This is a genomic window from Vibrio aquimaris (assembly GCF_009363415.1).
Lineage (GTDB): Bacteria > Pseudomonadota > Gammaproteobacteria > Enterobacterales > Vibrionaceae > Vibrio > Vibrio aquimaris.
The window spans coordinates 250,459-273,363 of the sequence record NZ_CP045350.1; the positions used below are offsets into that span (position 1 = coordinate 250,459).

The following is a 22,905-nucleotide window of genomic DNA, read 5'->3' on the forward strand; positions in this document are numbered from 1 at the left end:
AAAATATGTTACATTTCGCAGCCTTAATTTTTGTTTGATTGATTTAGAGCATTAGATGAAGAAGCAGCGCGCCTTTCTCAAATGGGCTGGTGGAAAATACGGTTTAGTTGAAGATATCCAGCGGTACTTACCAGAAGGTCGTAAGCTAGTGGAACCTTTTGTTGGAGCAGGGTCAGTGTTTCTTAACACTGACTATGACCACTATTTTCTTGCCGATATCAATCCAGACCTGATTAACCTTTACAATTTGTTGAAAGAGAGGCCACAAGAGTATATCTCTGAAGCTAAGCGCTGGTTTGTGGCTGAAAATAATCGTAAGGACGCTTATCTGTCGATACGAGCCGAGTTTAATGGTACAGATGATGTGATGTATCGTTCCTTGGCTTTTTTATACATGAATCGATTTGGCTTTAATGGTTTGTGCCGCTACAACAAAAAAGGCGGTTTTAATGTCCCGTTTGGCTCGTACAAAAAACCATATTTTCCCGAAGCGGAATTGGAGTTTTTTGCTAGCAAATCGAAAAAAGCTACCTTCGTTTGTGAAAGCTATCCAGAGACATTTAGGCGTGCCCGTAAGGGAAGTGTGGTTTATTGTGACCCACCTTATGCGCCGTTATCGACCACAGCAAACTTCACTTCTTATGCTGGAAATGGATTCACTCTAGATGATCAAGCTGCTTTGGCTGATGTTGCCGAAAAATCAGCCAAAGAGCGCCATATTCCAGTGTTAATTTCCAATCACGATACAACCCTAACTCGTCGTCTCTATCATGGGGCAGAGCTTAATGTGGTCAAAGTAAAGCGCACCATTAGCCGCAATGGCGCAGGACGCAATAAAGTCGATGAGCTACTGGCTTTGTTCAATCCCAGTCATGATGACTAAGCCCACTAACTCTGGCGATATTTCTCTCATCTAAGCTATCTTATCTGTCTTTGCTTGGGTAGAATGTGCTCAAATGGTCTTTTGGGTTTACCTACATTCAAACAGAGGTCTGGTATGAAAGATTTTCTTATTGCTCCATCCATTTTATCTGCTGATATGGCACGTCTTGGTGAGGACGTTGACAAAGTCCTCGCTGCAGGGGCAGATGTGGTTCACTTTGATGTGATGGATAATCATTACGTACCTAACCTAACATTTGGTGCCCCTATTTGCCAAGCTTTGCGTGATTACGGCATTACTGCGCCAATTGATGTGCATTTGATGGTAAAACCTGTTGATCGCATTATTCCAGACTTTGCCAAAGCGGGCGCTTCTATGATTACCTTTCATATCGAAGCTTCTGAGCATGTTGATCGCACCTTACAGCTCATCAAAGAACATGGATGTAAAGCAGGGGTCGTGCTAAACCCAGCCACACCACTTTCTCACCTGGAATATATTATGGATAAGCTGGATATGATTTTGCTTATGTCAGTTAATCCTGGTTTTGGTGGGCAATCATTTATCCCTAAAACGCTTGATAAACTCAAAGCGGTGCGTCGCCTAATCGATCAGTCTGGACGCGATATTCGGTTAGAAATTGATGGTGGGGTTAAGGTCGAAAATATCAAAGAAATTGCTCAAGCAGGCGCGGACATGTTTGTTGCAGGTTCGGCGATTTTTAATCAACCAGATTATAAGCAAGTGATTGATCAAATGCGTGAAGAGTTAGCAAAGGTAAGATAGTTAGATGAGTAATATAAAATTGATCGCGTTTGATCTTGATGGCACTTTACTTGATAGTGTGCCAGATCTCGCTGTAGCAGCTGATCAGACAGTGCAAGCCCTTGGTTTTCCTCGTGTTACCGAAGAGCAAGTGCGTGACTACGTTGGTAATGGTGCCGATGTGCTTATCGCGAGAGCCTTGAGCGCTAGTATTGAAGTTAACCCCGATTTAGATCCTGATCTCCAAGCTAAGGCTCGTCAGCTATTTGATGATTATTATGAGAAAACTGGACATCAACTGAGTCACTTGTACGCAAAAGTTAGCCAAACCCTCGAGCAGCTTCATCAAGCAGGGTTTGTAGTGGCTTTGGTGACCAATAAGCCGTCTAAGTTTGTTCCTGAGGTGCTTAACAAGCATCAAATTGATATGTTTTTTGCTGAGATCATTGGTGGTGACACTTTCCCAGATAAGAAGCCCAATCCCATGGCTCTTAACTGGTTACTTGAGAAATATGAGTTACAGCCGGAGCAGATGTTGATGGTCGGAGATTCAAAAAATGATATTTTAGCTGCAAAAAATGCTGGCTGCTTATCATTTGGACTTACCTATGGTTACAATCATGGTGAGCCAATCTCGGATTCAAAGCCCGACTTTGTATCTGATTGCATTGCTGATTTGCTCGATGTTACTCAGGTTTGTCCGCAGTTGTAACAAAAGATCTTCCAAAATACTCGTTAATGAGTACACTGAGTACGCCGCGTGGTAGACAAGCTATGCGGTTTTTTCATTTTTTAGATTAAGAAGTCAAGGAATCATTCTCATGAGCAAGCCCATTGTATTGAGTGGTGTTCAACCCTCAGGTGAACTAAGTATCGGTAACTACTTGGGTGCTCTACGTCAGTGGCAACAGATGCAAGACGATTATGATTGCCAATACTGTGTGGTTGACCTTCATGCGATTACGGTTCGCCAGGACCCTAAAGCACTGCATGAAGCGACGCTAGATGCATTGGCGATTTGTTTGGCCGTTGGTGTTGATCCACAAAAGAGCACGCTATTTGTTCAATCTCATGTACCAGAGCATGCACAATTGGGCTGGCTTCTTAATTGTTACACCCAGATGGGAGAGCTGAGTCGAATGACTCAGTTTAAAGACAAATCTGCTCGATATGCCAATGATGTTAATGCGGGTTTATTTGGTTATCCTGTTCTGATGGCGGCAGATATTTTACTGTATGGAGCTCACCAAGTACCTGTAGGTAACGATCAGAAGCAGCACCTAGAATTAGCACGCGATATCGCGACTCGCTTTAATAACATTTATGCGCCAGGTGCGCCGATTTTCACTGTACCTGAGCCTTATATTCCCACAGTGAATGCACGAGTTATGAGTTTGCAAGATGCCACCAAGAAAATGTCTAAATCAGACGATAATCGCAAAAATGTCATCACTCTATTAGAAGAGCCTAAATCGATCCTCAAAAAGATAAATAAGGCTCAAACCGACACGGAAACGCCGCCACGTATTGTGCATGACTGGGATAACAAAGCGGGTATCTCTAACCTCATGGGGCTTTACTCAGCGGCAACGGGGATGAGCTTTGAAGAAATTGAAGCGCAATATAAAGGCGTTGAAATGTATGGTCCGTTCAAGAAAGACGTTGGTGAAGCCATTGTCGCTATGCTTGAGCCTATTCAGGCGAAATACCGACGTATTCGTGAAGACCGTGCCTATATGGATAGTGTGATGAAGCAAGGAGCTGAAAAGGCTTCTACTCGTGCGGCGCAAACCTTGAGTAAGGTCTATCAAGCAGTCGGTTTTGTTGCTCGTCCATAATAGGATGAGGTAACGCTTAATTTGAAAACGGACTCTTATGAGTCCGTTATTTATTCTGGTGATGTGAAGCTTACTGGGCGCCTGCAAAGTCCATTTGACGCCAAGCTTCAAAGGCTATGATAGCAACCGCGTTAGATAAGTTTAAGCTACGAGCATCTGGCATCATGGGAATGCGGATCCTTTGTTCCATTGGCATGCTCTCGATGAGTTGTGCAGGTAAGCCCCGAGTCTCAGGGCCAAACAAAAGCACATCGCCTTTGGTAAATTGCGCATCAACATAGTGACCCGTTGTTTTTGTTGTGCAGGCAAAAATACGGTAGCTGCAACGTGTTGTTTCGAGATAATCAACGAACGCTTGATAATCTTTATGCCGAGTCACACGTGCAAGGTCGTGGTAGTCTAAGCCGGCGCGACGTACTTTTTTTTCGTCCAAATCAAAACCAAGCGGCTCAATAAGATGAAGGTTAGCACCACAATTGGCACATAAGCGGATGATGTTACCAGTATTTGGCGCAATTTCTGGTTCATAGAGAGCGATGTCAAACATGTTCTTGGTTTTGCTTTTGGTGACTGAGGCGAGAAATTATAAGGCGGCTTATCATCGCCGCCAAGTGCACAAAGAGAGTTTTACTATTTATTATCGGCAAGAGCTAGGGCGTAATTTTCGCTAACAGCATTCCAATTGACGACATTCCACCATGCATCAATGTACTCTGGTCGGCGGTTTTGGTAACTGATGTAGTAGGCATGTTCCCACACATCGAGGGCTAAAATAGGTTCACCTTGTTCAACGGCTACATCCATTAGAGGATTATCTTGATTGCTCGTTGACGTGATCTTCAGTTGTCCATCTTTTACGATCAACCATGCAAACCCTGACCCAAAAGTATTGATAGCGGCTTGCGCAAACAATTGCCGGAAGTTTTCAAAGCTATCAAAGGTTGAGTTGATGTCATCGGCCAGTTTACCGCTAGGTTTTCCACCGCCGTTTGGCGCCATGCAATTCCAATATAAGATGTGGTTGTAGTAGCCGCCACCATTATTACGAACTGCTGGAGAATGCTGGGAGATATTAGCAAAGATATCATCCAATCTTGTTGATTCCAATTCAGTCCCCGATACTGCGGTAACAAACTTGTCGAAATATGTTCTGTGATGCTTGCTGTAATGCACTTCCATGGTTTTGGCGTCTATGTATGGTTCGAGTGAATCATAAGCATAGGGAAGTTCTGGAAAAATGTGGGACATAGTCAATTCTCCTTAATTGGGAGTATATAGACTAAATGATAATGAGATCTATTATCAACCGTGATTTTGTAAGGTTATTTCCCCTCGAGCGGCAGAATGATTTCCATACACAACCCGCCAAGACTGCTGCGTTTCGCCGTTATACTGCCACTGTGCTGGCGAATAGCACTCTCTGTAATCGCAAGACCAAGTCCGGTCCCGCCACTGTGGCGATCTCGAGCAGTAGAAACACGATAAAAGGGGCGGAATATGGCTTCTAACTCATGTTCAGCAACGCCTTCTCCATTGTCATCAACAATAATCGTCAGCCGGTCATTGTCGAGTTTGAAGGCCACTTTTATTAAGTTCTGACTGTAGTGAATGGCATTTCGCACTATGTTATCGAGCGCACTCATCAAAAGTTTAGGGTTGCCTGAGATATACCTTTCAGGAATGTGAGTATAAGTAAGAGACTTGTTCATTTGCTCTGCTTCAAACTGCGCATCTGATAAGATAGCCTCCCATAAACTGCTAAGAGGCTGGACTTCTCGCGCTACGTGACTGTCTAGCTGCATGCGTGATAGATCCAATAGTTCGCCTATCATTTGTTCGAGCCGCTGAGCTTCCGTATCAATGCGATTAAGCTCAGGGCTATCCCCTTGTTTTCGTGACACTAAAGCGCTTGCCATTCTCAGACGTGTGAGAGGAGAGCGTAATTCATGCGAGATATCAGACAGCAGCCTCTGTTGCCCCGAAACCATTTGATTCACCGCTTCAACCATTTGATTGAAGCTTTTGCCCGCTTGCCTAAATTCAGTTGTACCTTCCTCAAGCTCTGGGTCGACACAAAACTCACCTTTGGCTACGCGTTTTGCTGCTCGTTCAAGCTTTCGCGCAGGTTGACTTAGTGCCCATGCTAACCAAAGTAACAAAGGCGTACTGACGAGCATAACGGCAAACAATAATTGCAAGGGTTTGTCGAACAGCCGCAGCATAAAGGGCGGCGGTTGATTCCATTTGACGCCGACATAAAGTAGGAGATCATTTTTAGCCAGTGTTATGGGCAAAGGCCCTGCGACCATATAATGGCCATATAGACGTTGCTTGGGCTTTGCGGGATCTTCAATACTGGTAATGAAGTTTTGTACTGCTTTGAGCTTAAAATCTTTACGATTTTGAGTGGTTAAAATATTGCCCTCGAGATCGGTGAGCACGAAACGCGGTCTAGGCTCTCTATTAGAGCGACGCGGTCTTTCTAGTTGAAAAATAATTTGCCTAAGATCTCCCTCATTAGCAAAGCGCTGTTCAATTTTTTGTTTCGCTTCGATGAGCTTTGCATAATGCGCTGCTGGGATATCTCTTGAACGCCTAGGATCTAAGTGAGGCAGAGAGAGCACAGCCACGAGCACCAAAAACATGGTGAACCAGAAGATAGCGAAAATACGTCCGTAAAGGCTAGTGATCCTAGGTAAACGCATCAGTCTTCCTCAACAAAGAGATAACCACGTCCTCGCAGCGTTTTGATACGCGGTTTCCCATTTGGCTTTTCGGGAAGCTTTTTACGTAGGTTGGATACATGCATATCGATGGCACGATCAAAAGCTGCGAGACGTTTTCCAAGTACATCTAAACTCAGCGTTTCTTTGGTGAGTGTTTCTCCTGGGTGCTGTACAAAGTGGCTGAGAAGAGCAAATTCGGTGGTGGTGAGCTCAAGGTAGGCTTCCTGACAGTAAGCTTCCTGTTTTCCGGGAAATACTTTGATATCTTGATACTCAATGCAGTCAATATTTTTGCTACTGGATTTTGATTGGGTACGACGCAAAATAGCGCGTATGCGCGCGAGAAGTTCGCGATCACTAAACGGTTTTGGTAAATAGTCGTCGGCGCCAAGTTCAAGACCTATCACTCTGTCTATCTCGTCTCCTTTAGCGGTTAGCATTAACACTGGCGTTTCCCAATGCTCGCGCAGGCGCTTGAGTGTCTCGACGCCATTGAGCTTGGGCATCATCACATCCAAAAGCACCAAATCCACACCTTTGTCGATGGCCTCGAGCCCTGCTTCACCATCATTAGCTTCAGATACGTGATAGCCTTCTAGTGTTAAGACCTCTTTTAGTAAGCCAGTAAGCTCAGTGTCATCATCAATCAACAAAATATGTGCCATGCAACCAGCCTCATTTATCCCCTTTCCTTAATAGTACTGATTAATTGAGTTGAGATTTAGTTTAATCTTGCCTCTTTACGATTTTTTACTTTATCTAGACGTCACTTTACGTTGTGCTTTCTATGCTAGATTTAGCGCTGTCAGACAGCAGAGTTTACTTCTTTAGTCGGAAAGGTTTGAATATGAAAAAAGTAACAAAGATAGTTTTAGCCACGATTGTGCTGCCATTAACGCTCAGCTCGGCCAGTGTTCTTGCCAGCGTCGGTAAAGAGCATGACAAACAAGAGCACAAAGCGTCGCTACTTGATCGAAGCTTGATACGTAAGCTGGATTTAACCCAAGAGCAACAAGCTCAGCTCAAGCAATTGCGCGAAACAATGAAAAAGGACTTAAAAGGCCAATATCAAGAAAGTTTTGCTGAGCACCAAGCTGAAAGACAAGCCAATAGAGAAAAAATGCAAGCTTTGGTACTGGCAGAATCATTTGATAAAGCCGCTGCCAATGAATTGGCCAGAGCCATGATTGAGCAGCAGACTGAGCATAAAGTGAACATGCTGGAAAAACAGCATCAAATGTTAAGTGTTTTGACGCCAGAGCAAAAAGCCAAATATGCAGAGCTGTTAAAAGAGCGTGATGACACGCGTGCTAAAAAGCGTCAGGAGCGCTTAACAAAAAATTGATCCAGATTGTTATTGAGTACTCATGTTGGCGGTCGTTGGCCGTCTTTTTTGTTTCATTTTTATTCAACTCATGAAGCGTTATACTTAAGGTAATGTTTTTTCAAACCTTTACTTTATGAAACACGAATATGCACGTTTAGTAACCCTGGCTGCTTGGACGGCAACAATCGTTGCGACTCTGTTACTTATTGTCAAGCTGGCGGCATGGTGGGTGACGGGCTCGGTAAGTTTACTGGCTTCTTTGATTGATTCCATGCTTGATATAGCGGCTTCTTTAGTTAATTTAGTGGTGGTGAGATACTCACTTCAACCTGCTGACCGAGAACATACTTTTGGCCATGGTAAGGCCGAATCCCTGGCTGCGCTTGCTCAATCCATGTTTATTTCAGGATCTGCAGTGTTTCTTATTCTTAATGGTGTCGATCGCTTTTTCAGGCCTCATGCTCTCCAGTCTCCAGAGTATGGTGTTTATGTGAGTTTGTTTGCGATTGTGGTGACATTTGCACTAGTTCTTTTTCAAAAACATGTGGTTAAGAAAACTGGCAGTCAAGCTATAGCGGCAGACTCGCTCCATTACCAATCCGATTTATACATGAATGCGGCCATCATGCTAGCTTTAACCTTGAGTTGGTTTGGTGTCACTCAGGCAGATGCTGTGTTTGCAATTGGAATCGGTTTATATATTTTATATAGCGCAGTACAGATGGTACGAGAAGCAACTCAAACCTTGTTAGATCGCAAACTACCGGATGATGAGCTTGAAGAGATAAAGCACCAGTGCCTCTCTGTGGAGGGCGTTTTAGGTGTGCATCAACTGCGAACTCGTATGTCTGGTCCCACGAGATTTATCCAGCTTCACCTTGAACTTGAGGACCAAATGCCCTTGATTGAAGCGCATAGAATCTCAGATATGGTTGAACACAAGCTGTTGGAGTGTTTTCCTCATGCCGACGTGTTGATCCATCAAGATCCATATTCTGTGGTGCTGGGGCCTGAGAAAGAGCAAAAAGTACGTGATTGGTAACAGTTGCTTATTGAACTAATGTAGCTAATTTAACATGCTGATTATCTTTTCAGCACAGAGATAAATTGCAGCTATCCTGATATGTATCAAATCTTTGTTCGAGTCAAACTGTAATACTTTTACATAAGTAGAAAACTTACATATTTTAGTGCAAATAAAAGTAGTATTCCTTGGGCTTCAAGGTAACATATTGCACAAATAAACGGGTCTTGTCAGTAATGAGTAATGAAATTTGCTGACGTAAAAGTTGAAATAAGATTCCCAAAAAATTGAGGGTGAGCATGATTAAAAAGATCGGTGTTTTGACAAGCGGCGGTGATGCACCGGGCATGAACGCAGCAGTTCGTGGTGTGGTGCGCACAGCGCTATCGGAAGGTTTAGAGGTCTATGGTGTTCAAGACGGTTATCTTGGTCTGTATGAGAACAGAATTGAGAAACTTGATCGTTCTAGTGTCTCTGATGTGATCAATAAAGGCGGAACTTTCCTCGGCTCTGCACGTTTCCCTGAGTTTAAAGAAGTAGCTGTTCGAGAGAAAGCCATAGAAAACCTGCAAAAACACGGCATAGAAGCTCTAGTAGTTGTTGGTGGTGATGGCTCTTATATGGGCGCCAAAAAGCTTACCGAAATGGGATACCCATGTGTCGGTCTGCCAGGAACAATCGATAATGATATTGCAGGAACGGATTACACTATCGGTTATCTAACCGCACTCAATACTGTTATTGATGCTATTGATCGCCTGCGTGATACATCTTCATCACACCAACGTATTTCCATTGTTGAAATCATGGGACGCCACTGTGGTGATCTGACTCTAATGTCTGCTATTGCTGGTGGGTGCGAATACATAATTACACCAGAAACGGGTTTAGATAAAGAAAAGCTCATCAACAACATTCAAGATGGCATTAAGAAGGGCAAGAAGCACGCAATTATTGCCTTGACTGAGCTTATGATGGACGCAAATGAGCTAGCTAAAGAAATTGAGCAAGCCACGGGACGAGAGACTAGAGCGACAGTGCTTGGTCACATTCAGCGTGGTGGTCGCCCAACAGCCTTTGATCGCGTTTTAGCATCTCGTATGGGTAACTATGCTGTACATCTATTGATGGAAGGACAGGGCGGACGTTGCGTTGGTATCCAAAAAGAGCAGCTTGTTCATCATGATATCATTGACGCAATTGAAAATATGAAGCGCCCAGTTCGTGAAGACCTTTATCAGGTCGCTGAAGAGTTATTCTAAGCTTTCATAAGCGTTTATAAAGGCCAGTGTTAGTCACTGGCCTCTTTTATTGCGCTTAGTTTACAACCATGGTTGAGAGAATATAAGCTACTGTTGTCGCTGTGCTCACACCGATAAAGCCAGGCAAGAGGAAGCTATGGTTTAAAACGTACTTACCTATTCGAGTCGTGCCTGAGCGATCAAAGGTAATTGCGGCTAAATCGCTGGGGTAAAAAGGGAAGAAGAAGTACGCATAACATGCGGGTAAAACACCAATGAGGACAGGGGTCGGAATACCCATAGAAAATCCTAAAGGCAGCATTATGGTTAGTACCGCAGCCTGACTTTTTAAAAATATGGACACCACAAACATGGCAATTGCAAAGGTCCAAGGGTGCGCTGCGACTATTTCACTGACTAGGCTAATCAGATAAGGTTTATGGAAGCTAATTATGGTGTCACTCATCCAAGCGATACCAAAAATTATCACCACAGCCGTCATACCAGCGATAAAGACGTTGCAGTGAACAATTTTTTTTGGCTCAACTTTGGTTGCCAGCAAAATGATAGCGCCAATCGACAGCATTAAAAACTGGATAGCGACTGACATTTTCACGCCTTCAGGCAGCAGGGAAAGGTCATGACCAAACATGGCCACAAAGACAACCACCACAATACCCGCTAAGAAAATAGTTAGGCCTCTTTTCGCTTGTTTACCAATTTCTCTTTGATTGTCTTGTTGATCGCTATCGATAAGTTGTGCTTTAAACTCAGGATCGCTGCAGCGCTGGATAAACTCGCGATCTTGGTCGAGATCTTTACCGCGTTTTAGACTCCAGGTACAACCTGCTAATACACCGATAAGAGTGGCGGGAATCGTGACAGCGAGGACATGACCAAGACTGATTACTAGGTGGTTGTCTGCGGCGGTAGCCATGACAACGGCAGCAGCTGCTGCAATAGGGCTAGCAGTAATGCCCATTTGTGACGCAACGGAAGCCATAGCCATAGGGCGCTCGGGACGAATCCCCTTTTTATATGCGACATCATAGATGACAGGAAGAAGGGGATAAACGGAATGTCCTGTTCCAACCAAAACCGTTAGCGAGTAGGTGCAGAGCGGACCCAAGAAGACAATTTGGTTGGGGTGTTTTCTAAGTAAGCGCTCGGCAAATCTTACAAGCAGTTGTAACCCTCCTGTTGCCTCAAGCGTGGCCGATGCAGCAACGACGGCTAGTATGATTAACATTACGCTAATTGGCGGTGTGCCCGGAGTAATACCAAACACAAATGCGAGTATGGAAACGCCAAGCCCACCGAGTAGACCAAAGGCAATTCCTCCGTGGCGGATACCAATGAAGATAATGGTTAACAACAGGATCATGTGCACGTAAAACATAATCATTCCTAATGGGTTGTTGAAATTTTCTTCAATGCTAATCAAAATTCTCGACTCAAAAAAGTGAATTGACACCTTTGTTAGACTCAGCAAGGTGTCATTACTCTTTTCTTTGTTTCGAATCAAAATAGTGGTTAAAAGCTCACCTTAAGATCATCTATTCAAGGTGGAGGTCAAGAGGTGTTTTACTGGTTCTTCCGCCAATTTCTCTGGTTAATTTCGGCACCAAGTAGCCAGATACTTTTTCAATCACGCCGGACATGATAGCTCTTGCTTTATCATCAGAGATATAGAAGTGCGCAGCCCCTTGAACTTTATCCAGAACATGCATGTAGTATGGAAGTACGCCAGCATCGAAAAGTGTTTCGCTTAATGACACTTGGGTTTCAATCTCATCATTGACTCCTTTGAGCATCACGCCTTGGTTGAGCAAAGTCACCCCAGCACTGCGTAGGTCATTGAGTGCTAATTTTAAATCCTGATTTATTTCATTAGGGTGATTAATATGGGTGACCAAAATAACCTGTAAGCGTGTCGCTGAGAGAGTTTCTCTTAGCGCAAGGGTTATTCGCTCTGGGATCACAACAGGTAAACGAGTATGAATACGTAGTCGTTTGATGTGCGAAATAGCGCTAATATTTTCAATCAGCCAATCTAGTTCTTGGTCTTTTGCCATCAGAGGATCGCCGCCAGATAGGATCACCTCGTTCAGCTCTGGGTGATCTTGGATATAGGCCAGACTTTGCATCCAAACTGATTTACTGCCTTTGTTTTCATCATAGGGAAAATGGCGCCGGAAACAGTAACGACAGTTAATCGCGCAGCCTCCTTTGAGGATCATTAGAACCCGATTGCGATATTTGTGCAACAGCCCGGGTACGGCGTTATCTTGCTCTTCAAGCGGATCATTTGAGTAATCTGAGTGAATTTCAAATTCTTCCTCTAACGGTAAAACTTGGCGCAGCAAAGGATCAAAGGGATTTCCTTTTTCCATTCTATCAACAAAGCTTTGCGGTACCCGCTGCGCAAACAGCTTTCGAGCGGCAAAACCCTTCAGCCACGGAGAGGGATCAATCTCAAGAATCTTTAGCAGCTTTTCGGGATCTGAGATCCCATTCGCTAGTTGTTTGATCCAGTTTTGCTCAACAGAATCAAGTTTTCGGGTTATGATGTGCGACATTAAATTTAACTCGAAGAATGGTAAGAGGAAAAAATGGCTACTGTTAGCACAAATGAATTCAAAGGCGGTCTTAAAATTATGCTTGATAATGAGCCTTGTGTCATTCTCGAAAACGAGTATGTCAAACCAGGTAAAGGTCAAGCATTTAACCGTGTTAAAATCCGTAAACTGCTTTCAGGTAAAGTTCTAGAGAAAACATTTAAATCAGGCGACACGGTTGAAGTCGCTGATGTCATGGATATTGATCTAGATTACTTGTACAACGATGGTGAATTCTACCACTTTATGAACAACGAAACATTCGAACAGCTAGCCGCAGATAAAAAAGCGGTCGGCGATAATGCGAAATGGCTGGTTGAGAATGACACTTGTATGCTAACTCTTTGGGACAGCAACCCGATTGTCGTTACGCCACCAAACTTTGTTGAACTTGAAGTGACAGATACCGATCCTGGTCTAAAGGGCGATACCCAAGGTACTGGCGGTAAACCTGCTACTTTGTCTACAGGCGCTGTAGTTCGAGTTCCTCTGTTTATTTCTATTGGTGAAGTGATCAAGGTAGATACTCGCTCAGGTGAATACGTAGGCCGCGTTAAGTAACCCTATCCGGTTTATTGAACCTATCCAGAGGCCACGGTGAGTGGCCTTTATTGTATTTACTTAAACTTTGATGTATCACAATTGTTGTTATTCAAAATGACGATAAACTAGTGAGCATGAAACAGTCTTTATCTATCTGGCTAGACGCCGCTCGTCCGAAAACGCTCCCACTTGCGTTAGTGTCTATATTAACGGGAAGTGTACTTGCGTATTCTACTCATCAAGCTTCCATTTTGATCACCATACTTGCGTTTATCACAGCTACCTTATTGCAAATATTGTCCAACTTGGCGAATGACTATGGTGATGCCCTTAAAGGAACCGATAATGCCAAGCGCCTTGGTCCTGTTCGCGCTGTTCAATCCGGTACCGTCACACCAGAAAGTATGAAGAAAGCGATTGTTATTAACCTCGTGATGACGATAGTGTCCGGTTTGACTCTGGTTTTATACGCCTTAGACAATTTGCATAATATTCTTCTATTCCTTGGTCTAGGTGTGCTGGCAATGGTTGCCGCAATCGCTTATACGGTCGGTAACAAAGCGTATGGCTACGTGGGTTTGGGTGATATTTCTGTATTTATCTTTTTTGGTTTGCTTGGTGTAATGGGTACTTTCTTTCTGCATACAGGAACTATTACTCCCGCTTTGATATTGCCTGCAGTAGGTTGTGGCCTCATGGCAGTGGCAGTTTTAAATGTCAACAATATGCGTGACATAGAAAATGATCAGCAGTGTGGGAAAAAAACTATTGCGGTGAGGTTAGGTTGTCGAAAAGCCAAGCATTACCATGTCTTACTTTTGTCAGGTGCTTTTCTAGCATTTACCCTCTATCTGGTGCGCCAGCCAGTCTCTATCTGGCTGACACTGCCGTTTTTGTTAAGCGCAATGTTTGTATATAAGCATGGTAAGTTGGTCTGGCTGGCCCGACAGCCGATGCATATTGCACCTATGATGCCCATGATTGTGAAATGTTCACTAATTACTAATTTATTGTTTGCAGGAGTGGTTATAGCTCAAACTCTGGTCAGTTAATTGAGACTTGTCATTGCAATGACTTAATGTCGCTATATACTCGTTTGTGATGACTAACCGTATGGGAAGGAACACTATGGAATACAATACGTCGGCTTTATGTGACATTTACTCAGAACAAGTGGATGTACTTGAGCCCATGTTTAGCAACTTTGGTGGCAGTGCTTCATTTGCAGGCCAGATCACTACAGTTAAGTGTTTTGAGGACAACGGTCTGATTCGAGAAGTGTTAGAGCAAGATGGTTTAGGCCGTATTTTGCTCATTGATGGTGGTGGTTCGCTACGACGCGCACTCATTGACGCAGAGCTTGCCTCGATAGCAGAAGAAAATGAATGGGAAGGTATTCTTGTTTATGGCTGTGTACGCGAAGTTGACGAACTAGAAGATATGAGCCTAGGTATTCAAGCTTTAGCTTCAATCCCTGTTGGAGCAACATCTCAAGGTGTTGGTGAGGTAGACGTCGCGGTCAATTTTGGTGGCGTCACCTTCCTTCCAGAAGACTACCTTTATGCAGATAACACGGGCGTGATTATTTCTCAGGAGAGACTTGATGTTGATCTTGAGGTAGAGGAAGATGATTTACTAGCTAAGTAATCGTTTCTTTTATTACTGCTCTTGTATGGCCAATTGCAGATGCTGTCGCCTTAGCTGTAAGGCGTACAGGTACCCCAGTATTCCACCGATGATATTGCCAAGTGCAATCCCAATAAATATTCCCTCACTCCCCAGCCAATGACTTCCTAACCAAGCACTGGGTAGGACGAACACAAATAAACGCATAAAGCTCCATTGAAACGCTTTCAAGGGCTTGTGTAGAGCGTTGAGTCCGGAAATAAGTATCATGGCTATTCCCTGAAAGCCATAGCTAAATGGTACGACAAGTAAGTAGTGCCAGAGCAGATCTCTGACAGGCTGCTCTTGGGAAAAAAGCGATGACAGAGGAATGCTAAGCGGGATCATGGCGATGAATACGCCCATTTGAAAAACTAATGCAAAACGCATACTAATAAACACCCCAGCAAAGCTACGCTGATGTTTTTCTGCGCCTATATTTTGTGCGATGAAAGGAGTTAGGACGGAAGAAAGTGCCATCAATACGATAATTAAAATAGACTCAAGCCGCTGAGCGGCTCCATAAGCAGCAACGGCAGCCGTGCCCTGACTGGAAATTAAAATCATCAATAGCGCGCCAGAAAGAGGGATCATAGCATTAGAGAGTGCTGCGGGAGTACCAATCTTAAGAATAAGTCTCACATCTTCAACAAGATATCCCATGTTTGGAAGTATGAGCATGCGTTCTCGCATAGTAAGAATATACAAGGACCAAACACAGGCACCTAGCCAACTGAGAGCGCTCGCGATGGCGGCGCCTTGGATACCTAGCTTTGGGAAAGGTCCCCAGCCAAATATCAGTAGCGGATCCAATACACCGTTGATGATGCCGGCTAGTATCATAATTTTGGCAGGTGTTCTTGTGTCTCCTGTTGCGCGGATCACACTGTTACCTGCCATAGGAATGACGAGTAATGGAATGCTCAGATACCAGACAGTCATATATTTGTCTATTAGAGGCAATAGGTTATCAGAAGCACCTAAGAGTGAAAATAGAGGGTGAAGCGTTGCCAGCCCGATAGCGGATACTAGGGTAATTAGCGTGACTGCGAGCAAGAGGCCGTGCGCGGCGAACCGTGCTGCACGAACAGTTTTTCCTTGGCCGAGTAAGTGGGCGATATTGGTTGATAAACCTACACCTATGCCCATGGTGATACAGTTAAGCGCGAATGTAACTGGGAAGGTATAGCTGATTGAAGCGAGTGCCTCGGTGCCTATTAAAGAAATGAAGAAAGTGTCCACAAGATTGAACATGAGAATCGATACCAGACCGAAGACCATCGGAATGGTCATTTGCCTGAGTACTTGGGGAATAGGGGCTGTTAAAAGGCCATACTTATCCTGCATCTCGAACAACGGCTCTAATGGACGAAAAGGCTAGGATACTTGATTGGCGGACAAGACACAAAAAAGGTCAGCAATCGCTGACCTTCATGCTAAAAGTTAAGGCATTATTATGCTTTTGCTGCAGCTGCTGCTTTTGCAATCGCGGCGAAACTTTTGGCGTCAAGAGAGGCTCCACCAACGAGAGCGCCATCAATGTCTGGCTGAGAGAAGTAAGCTTGAGCGTTCTCAGGTTTAACGCTACCACCGTATTGAATGATTACTTGCTTCGCAACGGCGGCACTTTTCTCTGCAATTAAAGCTCGGATTGAAGCATGGATACGCTGGGCATCTTCAGCCGTAGCTGCTTTACCCGTGCCGATAGCCCAGATTGGTTCATATGCGATAATCGCCCCGTTTAGTGCTTCAACGCCATAAGTGTCAATAACCGCATTGATTTGGCGAGCGCAAACCGCTTCTGTTTCACCTGCTTCATTTTGAGCTTCTGACTCGCCAATACAAAATACTGGCTTGAGACCATTTTCTTTCAAGAAGTTAAACTTCTTGGCAATGAATTGATCGGACTCATTGTGATAATCACGTCGCTCAGAGTGACCGATAATGATGTGCGTTGCTCCAAAATCTTTGAGCATTTCAGGAGACATATCGCCTGTAAATGCGCCGCTGTTATTTAGGTCCGTATTTTGAGCACCTAGGATAATTTTGTTACCACCTTCTGCGATGAGCTTTTCCGCAAGGTCGATATAAAGTGCTGGTGGAGCGACGGCTACATCTACGCCTTCAAGACCGTTAAGTTCGGTGTTAAGGCCAGTCAGTAGCTCCTTTACCATAGCTTTGCTACCGTTAAGCTTCCAGTTACCCATGACTACAGGACGACGCATAGGAATATCTCCGTATTTAATCAATTAATGTAAAAAATCTTCGTAAGAATATAACAGATAAACAGAGCGAGATCATGATTAGCGTCATGTCTGTTCGTATTAGCCGAGTGATCTATCAGGCAGTTTGTATGCAACCAGATAGGAGTTTGGAGCATAAGCTGCTAGGTTGGGCTGACCTATGTAACAAGAGACAGCGCCTGTGCTGTTCATCGCGCTGTCTTATGTTTGTATTTTTTGCTAAGGAGCATCATGCCCAATTTAATCATGGAATATTCTCATCCTGTTGAGGATTTGGTTGATGTCAATCGACTTCTTAAAGCACTACATCAAGTGGCGCTTGAGTGTGACTTGTTTGAGACAAACTCTGTAAAGTCACGCTCTCTTTGCTATCAGAATTGGCTTGTTGGGCAGGCAGGAAGTAATGCGAACTTCATTCATATAAATTTTGATTTACTTGATGGTCGAACTCAGGAACAAAAAAAGCGCTTGTCGTTCGAGCTAATGAAGGTTTTGCAGCAAGAGGCAGGGCAGGTTCACAGCCTAACCATTAATATCCGTGATATGGATAAAGAGTGCTTTCTAAAAGTACTTAACTAGGGTTGCATCAAGTTCAACCCCAGTAGTAAAGGAATGAGTTATTTACGCAATAAAATTTCTTCAACGGTGTGGTCTTGGCCTTTCTTAAGGATAAGCTGAGCACGGCCTTTGGTTGGCAGAATATTCTCATCAAGATTAATGCCGTTAATTGAGCGCCAAATTCTATGAGCTTCTTGTTCCGCTTCTTGCACACTTAGTTTGGTGTAATGACTGAAGAAAGAGCCTTGCTCTGTAAAGGCGCCTAAACGGAAATTGAGAAAACGCTCGACATACCACTGCTCAATCACATCACTTTTGGCATCGACATAAAGGGAAAAATCAAGGAAGTCAGAAACAAATACTCTATGCGGAGCATGCGGATAGTCCATTCCACTTTGCAGTACATTCAGGCCTTCAATAATAAGAACATCAGGGCGATCAACGACTTTTACATCTTCGGTAATGTCGTAGGTAATGTGCGAGTAGATAGGAACTTCTAGATTGGGTTTGCCAGCTTTAACGTCAGAAACAAATTCAATCAAGCGTTTAATGTCATAGGACTCTGGAAAACCTTTACGATGTAAAATCCCGTTTTCTTCGAGTACTTTCGTTGGGTATAGGAAGCCATCGGTTGTCACAAGCTCTACTTTTGGGTGATTATCCCAACGCGAAAGTAACTCTTTAAGTAGCCGAGCTGTGGTGCTTTTTCCTACCGCGACACTGCCCGCTACACCAATAATAAAAGGTGGCGCCTTTTCTGAATTATCAAGAAAATTATTCAGAACAGAGTTACGACTTTGCCTTGCTGCAACATAAAGATTCAGTAGGCGAGAAAGTGGTAGGTATATCTCTACCGCCTCTTTCATAGACAACTTTTCGTTCACACCTTGCAGCTCTGTGAGATCGCTCTCGGAAAGCGTCATCGGAACAGAGTTACGCAATTCTGCCCAATGTTGGCGAGTAAAAGAGAGATATGGCGACATAGTCTTCCTAACTGAGATTCGCGATAAAGAGCTGCGAAAATACAACAAGCGAGCCTAATTGCCAAATATCGGGAGTAAAAATAATCCAACAACCGCATTTGATTGTTGGATTTTTAAGCAAACAATCACAAACCCAGTAAAAAACCGTTTTTTTTTGATTTAGCTATTGCAAGCGTGCGTTTCCTTCAATAGAATGCGCACCACTTATGCCGACTTAGCTCAGTAGGTAGAGCAACTGACTTGTAATCAGTAGGTCACCAGTTCGATTCCGGTAGTCGGCACCATTTTAACTTTAATAGTTATTGTGGTTTGAAAATTTGGGGGGGTTCCCGAGTGGCCAAAGGGAGCAGACTGTAAATCTGCCGGCACTGCCTTCGATGGTTCGAATCCGTCCCCCCCCACCATATTCTTTAGGGAATAGCTCACAGAGTTACGTGTTGCGGGCATCGTATAATGGCTATTACCTCAGCCTTCCAAGCTGATGATGCGGGTTCGATTCCCGCTGCCCGCTCCACTCTTTTTTGAGTGCTGATATAGCTCAGGTGGTAGAGCGCATCCTTGGTAAGGATGAGGTCGGCAGTTCGAGTCTGCCTATCAGCACCAGCTCTGAAAGCAAACATTTCCTTTTGATATATACTTTATCACCAATACTTTTTGGTTGCGTGGTCATCAAAGCCACCTAAATCCGTACCTAGAGGGACAACTCATGTCTAAAGAAAAATTTGAACGTACGAAACCGCACGTAAACGTTGGTACTATCGGCCACGTTGACCACGGTAAAACAACTCTAACTGCAGCGATCTGTACTACTCTATCTAAAGTGTACGGCGGTGAAGCGAAAGACTTCGCATCAATCGATAACGCTCCAGAAGAGCGTGAGCGCGGTATCACAATCGCAACATCTCACGTAGAGTACGACACTCCAACTCGCCACTACGCACACGTAGACTGTCCAGGACACGCGGATTATGTTAAGAACATGATCACAGGTGCTGCACAGATGGATGGTGGTATCCTAGTTGTTGCTGCGACAGATGGCCCAATGCCACAGACTCGTGAGCACATCCTACTAGGCCGTCAGGTTGGTATCCCATACATCATCGTATTCATGAACAAATGTGACATGGTTGACGATGAAGAGCTACTAGAACTAGTAGAAATGGAAGTTCGTGAACTTCTATCTGAGTACGACTTCCCAGGTGATGATCTACCAGTAATCCAAGGTTCAGCTCTAGGTGCACTAAACGGTGAAGAGCAATGGGAAGCTAAGATTGTAGAACTAGCAGAAGCGCTAGATTCTTACATTCCAGAGCCAGAGCGTGCAGTAGACATGCCGTTCCTAATGCCGATTGAAGACGTATTCTCAATCCAAGGCCGTGGTACAGTAGTAACAGGTCGTATCGAGCGTGGTATCCTAAACGTAGGTGACGAAGTTGCTATCGTAGGTATCAAAGAGACGACTTCAACGACTTGTACAGGTGTTGAAATGTTCCGTAAGCTTCTAGACGAAGGTCGTGCGGGTGAGAACGTTGGTGCCCTACTACGTGGTACTAAGCGTGATGAAGTAGAGCGTGGTCAAGTACTAGCGGCTCCAGGTTCAATCACTCCACACACTAAGTTTGAGTCAGAAGTCTACGTACTGTCTAAAGATGAAGGTGGTCGTCACACACCATTCTTCAAAGGCTACCGTCCACAGTTCTACTTCCGTACAACTGACGTAACTGGTAACATCGAGCTACCAGAAGGCGTAGAAATGGTAATGCCAGGCGATAACATCAAGATGACTGTAGAGCTAATCGCACCAATCGCAATGGACGAAGGTCTACGTTTCGCGATCCGTGAAGGTGGCCGTACAGTAGGTGCTGGTGTTGTTGCTAAGATCTTCGATTAATTCTCAAGAATTGGCGAAGCTTTCTGAAAATCTTTGAATAAGATTTGACGAAGCAGTAGCAAAAAGGGCATCATTTGATGCCCTTTTTCTGCACTCAATATAATATTTGCCAATTTCTTCTACAGGTGGATATTAAGTAGATTCTTACTTTTAATAGTAAGTTATTGAGTAATAAGAAGAGTACGCCAATCTAATAGGTTGTCGTTTCATGGATTTGCCCTGCAGCAGCGGGGTTGTTGTCGTCTATATTAAGACTTTTGACAGGTTGGTTTTATGAAAGCAAATAATGCTGAAACTCCTGATAGCTCAAATGGCGCAGATATCTTTAAGTGGGTTATCACTTTTACTCTGTTAGCTGCCGCTGTTGTGGGTAATTACCTGTATGGTGAAATGTCTGTAGTGATTCGCGTTGCCGGTGTTGTTGTATTAATTGCAGCAGCGCTAGGTGTGGCAGCTACAACAGTAAAGGGTAAGGCTGCGATTGATTTCGCTAAAGAATCTCGTATGGAAGTTCGTAAAGTAGTTTGGCCTACACGCCAAGAAACTATGCAAACTACCTTTATCGTTTTAGCTGTAAGTATTGTAATGGCTCTAGCACTTTGGGGCATTGACGGCATCATGGTTCGTCTTGTCAACTTTGTGACTGGGGTATAGAGGGTTTTAATTCATGAGTGAAGCTCCCAAAAAACGCTGGTATGTGGTTCAAGCCTTCTCTGGGTTTGAAGGCCGTGTCGCTCAGTCTCTTCGCGAGCATATTAAAATGCACAGCATGGAAGAGCTGTTTGGTGAAGTTCTTGTTCCTACTGAAGAAGTAGTCGAAATGCGTGCAGGTCAACGTCGTAAGTCTGAGCGTAAGTTCTTCCCAGGTTACGTCCTTGTTCAGATGATTATGAACGATGAATCATGGCACCTAGTACGCAGCGTACCTCGTGTCATGGGCTTCATTGGTGGTACTTCTGACCGTCCTGCACCTATCACGGATAAAGAGGCTGATGCTATCCTTAACCGTCTTGAAAAAGCGAGTGAGTCACCTAGACCACGTACTATGTACGAAGCAGGTGAAGTTGTACGTGTCAATGATGGTCCATTTGCAGACTTTAACGGTACTGTTGAAGAAGTGGATTATGAGAAGAGCCGCATGAAGGTGTCTGTTTCTATCTTCGGTCGAGCAACACCTGTTGAACTTGAGTTTGGTCAGGTTGAAAAATTAGACTAAACCCAGAGTTTAAAGAGTACAAAAAAACAGCTTTTAAAGCTTGTATGAGGCGCGAATTATGATTATAATTTCGCGCCTTTTTACTTCGATGAAAGTAGAAAGTTATTTATATGAACGGGGAGCTGATCAGCGGATTAGCGTTAGTACCCAAAATTAGGAAAAATCATGGCTAAGAAAGTTGAAGCTTATATCAAGCTGCAAGTTGCTGCTGGTATGGCAAACCCAAGTCCACCAGTTGGTCCTGCTCTAGGTCAACACGGTGTTAACATCATGGAATTCTGTAAAGCGTTTAACGCAAAAACAGAATCGGTCGAGAAAGGTCTACCAACTCCAGTTGTTATCACTGTATACAATGACCGTTCTTTCACTTTTGTAACTAAGACTCCACCTGCAGCAGTTCTTCTTAAGAAAGCGGCTGGCGTTAAGTCTGGTTCAGGTCGTCCAAACACTGAAAAAGTGGGTACGGTAACTGACGCTCAAATCCAAGAAATCGCAGAAACTAAAGCTGCAGATATGACTGGTGCTGACATCGAAGCAATGAAGCGTTCAATCGCTGGTACTGCTCGTTCAATGGGCCTAGTGGTAGAGGGTTAAGATCATGGCAAAACTAACTAAGCGCATGCGCGTAATCCGCGAAAAAGTTGACGTAACTAAAGAATACGAAATCAACGAAGCTGTTGCTCTTCTTCAAGAACTAGCTACTGCTAAGTTTGTTGAGTCTGTTGATGTTGCTGTTAACCTAGGCATCGATGCTCGTAAATCTGATCAGAACGTACGTGGTGCAACTGTACTACCTCACGGTACTGGCCGCGAAATCCGTGTTGCAGTGTTCACTCAAGGTGCTAACGCTGAAGCAGCTAAAGAAGCTGGCGCAGACATCGTTGGTATGGAAGATCTTGCTGAGCAAGTGAAGAAAGGCGAAATGAACTTTGACGTAGTTGTTGCTTCTCCAGATGCAATGCGCGTTGTAGGTCAGCTAGGTACTATTCTTGGTCCTCGCGGTCTAATGCCAAACCCTAAAGTTGGTACTGTAACTCCTAACGTTGCTGAAGCAGTTAAAAATGCTAAAGCAGGTCAGGTTCGTTACCGTAACGACAAAAACGGCATCATCCACACTACTATCGGTAAAGCAAACTTCTCTGCACAGCAGATCCAAGAGAATCTAGAAGCACTTCTAGTGGCTCTGAAGAAAGCTAAGCCATCTTCTGCTAAAGGTACATTCCTGCAGAAAGTAAGCATCTCTACTACTATGGGTGCTGGTGTTGCTGTTGATCAGGCTAGCCTGAACACTCAAGCATAATTTATTTGCTTAGGCGTGAAATTTATGTATAATTTCGCGCCTAATATTTGTGGTTGGGGCTGAACTTTGGTTCTACAAGAATTA

At 44.1% G+C, this 22,905-nt stretch carries 25 protein-coding genes and 4 tRNA genes; 20 read left to right on the forward strand and 9 right to left on the reverse strand.

Going from position 1 to position 22,905, the window contains the following annotated elements:
• Positions 1-55: 55 nt before the first annotated feature.
• The 4 genes from FIV01_RS01160 to trpS all read left to right on the forward strand — a co-directional run bounded on the left by FIV01_RS01160 (position 56) and on the right by trpS (position 3,486).
• On the forward strand, positions 56-883 hold the full coding sequence (locus FIV01_RS01160; RefSeq protein ID WP_152429379.1) for a Dam family site-specific DNA-(adenine-N6)-methyltransferase: 828 nt from the start codon (positions 56-58) through the stop codon (positions 881-883).
• Positions 884-997: 114 nt separating this feature from the next.
• On the forward strand, positions 998-1,669 hold the full coding sequence (rpe, locus tag FIV01_RS01165; protein ID WP_152429380.1) for a ribulose-phosphate 3-epimerase: 672 nt from the start codon (positions 998-1,000) through the stop codon (positions 1,667-1,669).
• Positions 1,670-1,673: 4 nt separating this feature from the next.
• Positions 1,674-2,360: a phosphoglycolate phosphatase gene (locus FIV01_RS01170; RefSeq protein WP_152429381.1), complete on the forward strand. Its 687-nt coding sequence runs from the start codon at positions 1,674-1,676 to the stop codon at positions 2,358-2,360.
• Positions 2,361-2,469: 109 nt separating this feature from the next.
• The gene (gene trpS / locus FIV01_RS01175) at positions 2,470-3,486 is read left to right on the forward strand and encodes a tryptophan--tRNA ligase (RefSeq protein ID WP_152429382.1); all 1,017 of its coding nucleotides are present in this window, start codon (positions 2,470-2,472) and stop codon (positions 3,484-3,486) included.
• 70 nt (positions 3,487-3,556) lie between these two features.
• Here the strand turns inward: trpS and trmL are convergent, their stop codons facing one another.
• From trmL to FIV01_RS01195, 4 genes are all read right to left on the reverse strand, one after another.
• On the reverse strand, positions 3,557-4,033 hold the full coding sequence (trmL, locus tag FIV01_RS01180) for a tRNA (uridine(34)/cytosine(34)/5-carboxymethylaminomethyluridine(34)-2'-O)-methyltransferase TrmL (RefSeq protein ID WP_152429383.1): 477 nt from the start codon (positions 4,031-4,033) through the stop codon (positions 3,557-3,559).
• Positions 4,034-4,116: 83 nt separating this feature from the next.
• The gene (locus FIV01_RS01185) at positions 4,117-4,734 is read right to left on the reverse strand and encodes a superoxide dismutase (RefSeq protein ID WP_152429384.1); all 618 of its coding nucleotides are present in this window, start codon (positions 4,732-4,734) and stop codon (positions 4,117-4,119) included.
• A gap of 74 nt (positions 4,735-4,808) precedes the next feature.
• Positions 4,809-6,191, reverse strand: coding sequence for an envelope stress sensor histidine kinase CpxA (gene cpxA / locus FIV01_RS01190; protein WP_152429385.1), 1,383 nt, complete (start codon positions 6,189-6,191; stop codon positions 4,809-4,811).
• On the reverse strand, positions 6,191-6,877 hold the full coding sequence (locus tag FIV01_RS01195) for a response regulator (protein ID WP_114786011.1): 687 nt from the start codon (positions 6,875-6,877) through the stop codon (positions 6,191-6,193). The genes cpxA and FIV01_RS01195 overlap by 1 nt, the downstream gene beginning before the upstream one ends.
• A gap of 182 nt (positions 6,878-7,059) precedes the next feature.
• On the opposite strand from FIV01_RS01195, the gene FIV01_RS01200 reads away from it, so the two are divergent.
• The 3 genes from FIV01_RS01200 (at position 7,060) to pfkA (ending at position 9,825) form a co-directional block, all read left to right on the forward strand.
• Positions 7,060-7,557 (forward strand): CpxP family protein, encoded by a 498-nt coding sequence (locus FIV01_RS01200; protein WP_152429386.1) that lies wholly within the window; start codon positions 7,060-7,062, stop codon positions 7,555-7,557.
• A 115-nt stretch (positions 7,558-7,672) separates the two neighbouring features.
• Positions 7,673-8,581: a CDF family cation-efflux transporter FieF gene (fieF, locus tag FIV01_RS01205; RefSeq protein WP_152429387.1), complete on the forward strand. Its 909-nt coding sequence runs from the start codon at positions 7,673-7,675 to the stop codon at positions 8,579-8,581.
• A 281-nt stretch (positions 8,582-8,862) separates the two neighbouring features.
• Positions 8,863-9,825 carry a 6-phosphofructokinase gene (pfkA, locus tag FIV01_RS01210; RefSeq protein WP_152429388.1) on the forward strand — a complete coding sequence of 321 codons (963 nt, stop codon included), beginning with the start codon at positions 8,863-8,865 and terminating at the stop codon, positions 9,823-9,825.
• A gap of 55 nt (positions 9,826-9,880) precedes the next feature.
• Here the strand turns inward: pfkA and FIV01_RS01215 are convergent, their stop codons facing one another.
• Together FIV01_RS01215 and epmB are read right to left on the reverse strand one after the other, a co-directional pair.
• Positions 9,881-11,203 (reverse strand): anaerobic C4-dicarboxylate transporter, encoded by a 1,323-nt coding sequence (locus FIV01_RS01215; RefSeq protein ID WP_152429389.1) that lies wholly within the window; start codon positions 11,201-11,203, stop codon positions 9,881-9,883.
• Positions 11,204-11,360: 157 nt separating this feature from the next.
• Positions 11,361-12,383 (reverse strand): EF-P beta-lysylation protein EpmB, encoded by a 1,023-nt coding sequence (gene epmB / locus FIV01_RS01220; RefSeq protein ID WP_152429390.1) that lies wholly within the window; start codon positions 12,381-12,383, stop codon positions 11,361-11,363.
• 33 nt (positions 12,384-12,416) lie between these two features.
• Here epmB and efp point away from each other — a divergent pair, with 33 nt between their 5' ends.
• The 3 genes from efp to rraA all read left to right on the forward strand — a co-directional run bounded on the left by efp (position 12,417) and on the right by rraA (position 14,612).
• The gene (gene efp, locus FIV01_RS01225) at positions 12,417-12,983 is read left to right on the forward strand and encodes an elongation factor P (protein ID WP_152429391.1); all 567 of its coding nucleotides are present in this window, start codon (positions 12,417-12,419) and stop codon (positions 12,981-12,983) included.
• A 116-nt stretch (positions 12,984-13,099) separates the two neighbouring features.
• Positions 13,100-14,017, forward strand: coding sequence for a 1,4-dihydroxy-2-naphthoate polyprenyltransferase (locus FIV01_RS01230; protein ID WP_152429392.1), 918 nt, complete (start codon positions 13,100-13,102; stop codon positions 14,015-14,017).
• A 76-nt stretch (positions 14,018-14,093) separates the two neighbouring features.
• A complete protein-coding gene (gene rraA, locus FIV01_RS01235; protein ID WP_152429393.1) occupies positions 14,094-14,612 on the forward strand; it encodes a ribonuclease E activity regulator RraA in 519 nt (172 codons plus the stop codon).
• Positions 14,613-14,624: 12 nt separating this feature from the next.
• Here the strand turns inward: rraA and FIV01_RS01240 are convergent, their stop codons facing one another.
• Both FIV01_RS01240 and tpiA read right to left on the reverse strand, forming a co-directional pair.
• Positions 14,625-15,977 carry an MATE family efflux transporter gene (locus FIV01_RS01240; RefSeq protein ID WP_152429394.1) on the reverse strand — a complete coding sequence of 451 codons (1,353 nt, stop codon included), beginning with the start codon at positions 15,975-15,977 and terminating at the stop codon, positions 14,625-14,627.
• Positions 15,978-16,084: 107 nt separating this feature from the next.
• Positions 16,085-16,855 carry a triose-phosphate isomerase gene (gene tpiA, locus FIV01_RS01245; RefSeq protein WP_152429395.1) on the reverse strand — a complete coding sequence of 257 codons (771 nt, stop codon included), beginning with the start codon at positions 16,853-16,855 and terminating at the stop codon, positions 16,085-16,087.
• 249 nt (positions 16,856-17,104) lie between these two features.
• Between tpiA and FIV01_RS01250 the strand changes: the two genes are divergently transcribed.
• Entirely contained in the window at positions 17,105-17,452 is a 348-nt protein-coding gene (locus FIV01_RS01250; RefSeq protein WP_152429396.1) for a 5-carboxymethyl-2-hydroxymuconate Delta-isomerase, read from the forward strand.
• Positions 17,453-17,490: 38 nt separating this feature from the next.
• On the opposite strand, the gene coaA is transcribed toward FIV01_RS01250, so the two are convergent.
• On the reverse strand, positions 17,491-18,414 hold the full coding sequence (coaA, locus tag FIV01_RS01255) for a type I pantothenate kinase (RefSeq protein ID WP_152429397.1): 924 nt from the start codon (positions 18,412-18,414) through the stop codon (positions 17,491-17,493).
• 208 nt (positions 18,415-18,622) lie between these two features.
• Between coaA and FIV01_RS01260 the strand changes: the two genes are divergently transcribed.
• The 9 genes from FIV01_RS01260 (at position 18,623) to rplA (ending at position 22,821) form a co-directional block, all read left to right on the forward strand.
• A tRNA-Thr gene (locus FIV01_RS01260) sits at positions 18,623-18,698 on the forward strand.
• 35 nt (positions 18,699-18,733) lie between these two features.
• Positions 18,734-18,818, forward strand: a tRNA-Tyr gene (locus tag FIV01_RS01265).
• 35 nt (positions 18,819-18,853) lie between these two features.
• Positions 18,854-18,928 (forward strand) — tRNA-Gly (locus FIV01_RS01270).
• 13 nt (positions 18,929-18,941) lie between these two features.
• A tRNA-Thr gene (locus FIV01_RS01275) sits at positions 18,942-19,017 on the forward strand.
• 103 nt (positions 19,018-19,120) lie between these two features.
• Positions 19,121-20,305, forward strand: coding sequence for an elongation factor Tu (tuf, locus tag FIV01_RS01280; RefSeq protein ID WP_152429398.1), 1,185 nt, complete (start codon positions 19,121-19,123; stop codon positions 20,303-20,305).
• Positions 20,306-20,578: 273 nt separating this feature from the next.
• The gene (gene secE / locus FIV01_RS01285) at positions 20,579-20,959 is read left to right on the forward strand and encodes a preprotein translocase subunit SecE (RefSeq protein WP_152429399.1); all 381 of its coding nucleotides are present in this window, start codon (positions 20,579-20,581) and stop codon (positions 20,957-20,959) included.
• Positions 20,960-20,972: 13 nt separating this feature from the next.
• The gene (gene nusG / locus FIV01_RS01290; protein WP_114788007.1) at positions 20,973-21,521 is read left to right on the forward strand and encodes a transcription termination/antitermination protein NusG; all 549 of its coding nucleotides are present in this window, start codon (positions 20,973-20,975) and stop codon (positions 21,519-21,521) included.
• A 165-nt stretch (positions 21,522-21,686) separates the two neighbouring features.
• Complete coding sequence (gene rplK, locus FIV01_RS01295; protein ID WP_026084318.1) at positions 21,687-22,115, forward strand: 50S ribosomal protein L11; 429 nt, start codon at positions 21,687-21,689, stop codon at positions 22,113-22,115.
• A gap of 4 nt (positions 22,116-22,119) precedes the next feature.
• Positions 22,120-22,821: a 50S ribosomal protein L1 gene (rplA, locus tag FIV01_RS01300; protein WP_152429400.1), complete on the forward strand. Its 702-nt coding sequence runs from the start codon at positions 22,120-22,122 to the stop codon at positions 22,819-22,821.
• Positions 22,822-22,905 lie beyond the last annotated feature (84 nt).